The organism is Winogradskyella pacifica (genome assembly GCF_003386275.1).
Classification (GTDB): Bacteria; Bacteroidota; Bacteroidia; order Flavobacteriales; family Flavobacteriaceae; genus Winogradskyella; species Winogradskyella pacifica.
The window spans coordinates 1-2,464 of sequence record NZ_QREI01000029.1 but is presented as its reverse complement, the minus strand read 5'-3'; the positions used below and the strand labels follow the sequence as shown (position 1 = coordinate 2,464).

Below are 2,464 nucleotides of genomic sequence, written 5' to 3'. Positions count from 1 at the left end.
CGTAGTAAAAAGAGGAACACCTTATGTCGTTCTTCAGCAATATGCAGCCTAAAAAATAAAACTAAATATTACTAGGATTTGATCTTGGAATACGTGTATGGTTAGTTGCGTGGTTAAGCAACTAAGTTAGCAAACTTTTACGAACCCGAGAAAATTCCGCAGGAATTTTCGCAAGTAAGCACATAAAAAGCAATTAATTATACACGGTGTTGTACACCGTTTTTATTCCAATTCCTTATTAACTATTTCAAAATCAAGTTTTTCAGGAACATTTAGTTCAATTCTTTTTTTATTAAACTCGTCTTTTGAATTCAATCGATACAAATTGTCCGAATTCCATTTTTTAGATGAATCCCAATTCCTTAAATCAATAATATGATAATAAGTTGAATCTTTATATGGGAAAAGTCCATTTGGTGGATTCCAACCATTACTCATATGATACCATTTTCCATCTTTTTGATAGTATTTGTCATCGGAATTTAAATAGATTGTGTCATTCGGTTCAGTTAGCAAATAATTCCCAGTTTTCTTGTCATAGTTAAAGAGTCTGTTTTGAATTTCTTTTTCTTTATTAGGATAACTTTTTGCAATAACAAAATCGTTGTTATAGCCAACTGCGAAAACGGTTTCAGGAATAATAACTAACCCACCAAAATCACCACGAACCATTCCTAAAGTTATGGTTTGGTTTTTCGATTCTGTCCACCATTCAAGTTTTAAATCTTTCACTAATGGTTTAGAAGAATGTGGTTCATCGATGAAACAACTCGATGTAATCAGAAATATTATTAATATGTAAAATGCTTTTCTCAAATGGTGTACAACGTGTTTGTATATGGTTTGTTGCGTGTTTTAAACACCTAATTTAGCAAATACAAACCGAATAGAAAATCCGATAGGATTTTCGTAAGTAGGCTAGAACTAGCAATAAATTATATACGGTGTTGCCCACAGTATTTATTTTTTCAGTTTTAATAATTCAGAATATGGATTTCCATTCAACCCTAATAATTTAGCAAAAGCAGGTTCCGTTTTTATTCCGTTAGATTTTAATTCTTTCACTTTTTGTTTAAATTCAGAACCTTTTTCCTTTAAAATTCTATTTTCAATAATCATATGCTGATAAGCATTTTGCTTTTCGGTCGGAATATTTTGTCCAAAAATCTCAAACAAAAAATTATCTGTTTTAAATTCCGCAATAGTTGAATCAATTCCATTTTGTTTAGTTGAATAAACTTTAAAGTCTTTTTTGTTAGAAAAAATTTCTGATAAATATGTTTTAAATTCAGAGTGATTTTGACATTCACAAATAATATCTAAATCACTTTCTGGTAAATCAATTCCGATTGGAATAGTTCCAGTCAAAATTGGGTTATATTTTTCGAGTTTCTCTAAAATCCCATATTTTTTTATTTCAGAAAAGGCAAGTTTTTGTCTTTCGTTTCCGAATTCTAAATATTCAATATTTCTAAAATTTTCAATCAATTTACGATTCTTTTTATATTGTGGGCAACGGTTTTGTATATGGTTTGTTGCGATGTTTAAGCAACTAATTTAACAAATAAAAACGGAAACTAAACCTTACAAGGATAATTGCAAATAGGCTAGAAGTAGCAATAAATTATATACGGTGTTGGGCTTTCGTACTTTTTAATCGATGTCCTTTTGTAATTTATCAGGATTTTGTCGTGTGTCAAAAATTGTAATTATTTCTATTTCTTTTTGTTCAGCTATTATTCTGTAGAAAAATGTCGTTTGCTTTGTTACAACACATTTATAAAGATTTTTAAATTCCGAGGATTTCGGACAACTATCAGGTTGACTTGATATTTGTTTGATTTTATCGTTCAGCTTTGAGATAAACTTGTCACGAGTTTTTAAATTCCACTCTTCGATTAAATATTCAGATAGTTTTAGAAGTTTTGATTCGGCAAGTTCGGATAAAAACACTTTCATTAAGAAATTTTCTTGAGGAATGACTCGTAAGAAACTCTTTTACCTTTATCCAATTCCTCAATACCCTGTTTTATTTCAGTTTGTTCAAATAAAGTCAATTCATCCCAAAAATCGACTTTTTCTTTTTTGACAAAGTCAGCTACTCTTTGGATAAAATCAGTGTTTTCAGTCTCCAAAATCGTTTTTAGTAGTTCAAGTTTTGTTGTTCGGATGTCCATTTTAAAGTTTCTTTTAATCAAATGTACAAAAAATATGATTCAGTTCGATTTTTTGTCAGTATGAAGCCCAACGTTGTTGTGTATGGTTAGTTGCGTGGTTAAGCAACTAATTTAGTAAACAAAAACGAACGCGAGAAAATTCCGAAGGAATTTTCCAAATAAGCACTTGCCAAAGCAATTAATTATACACGGCTTAAGTTTACAATTCATTAAATTTAAGGATAAATTAGAAAGAACAAAAGAGAGGAATAAGGTTAATATACACGCAGAAGCTTTAGACTTCGTCA

General features: G+C 29.9%; 4 protein-coding genes. All 4 read right to left on the bottom strand.

What is annotated here, in order from left to right; translation table 11 throughout:
* Nucleotides 1-222 precede the first annotated feature (222 nt).
* A complete protein-coding gene (locus tag DFQ09_RS18580; protein WP_115813114.1) occupies nt 223-732 on the bottom strand; it encodes a hypothetical protein in 510 nt (169 codons plus the stop codon).
* Nucleotides 733-960: 228 nt separating this feature from the next.
* A complete protein-coding gene (locus DFQ09_RS18575) occupies nt 961-1,488 on the bottom strand; it encodes a DUF4269 domain-containing protein (protein ID WP_115813112.1) in 528 nt (175 codons plus the stop codon).
* A 165-nt stretch (nt 1,489-1,653) separates the two neighbouring features.
* Complete coding sequence (locus DFQ09_RS18570; protein ID WP_115813110.1) at nt 1,654-1,959, bottom strand: type II toxin-antitoxin system RelE/ParE family toxin; 306 nt, start codon at nt 1,957-1,959, stop codon at nt 1,654-1,656.
* Nucleotides 1,959-2,177 carry a hypothetical protein gene (locus tag DFQ09_RS18565; RefSeq protein WP_115813108.1) on the bottom strand — a complete coding sequence of 73 codons (219 nt, stop codon included), beginning with the start codon at nt 2,175-2,177 and terminating at the stop codon, nt 1,959-1,961. Before DFQ09_RS18565 ends, DFQ09_RS18570 begins: the two co-directional genes overlap by 1 nt.
* Between the last annotated feature and the right edge of the window lie 287 nt (nt 2,178-2,464).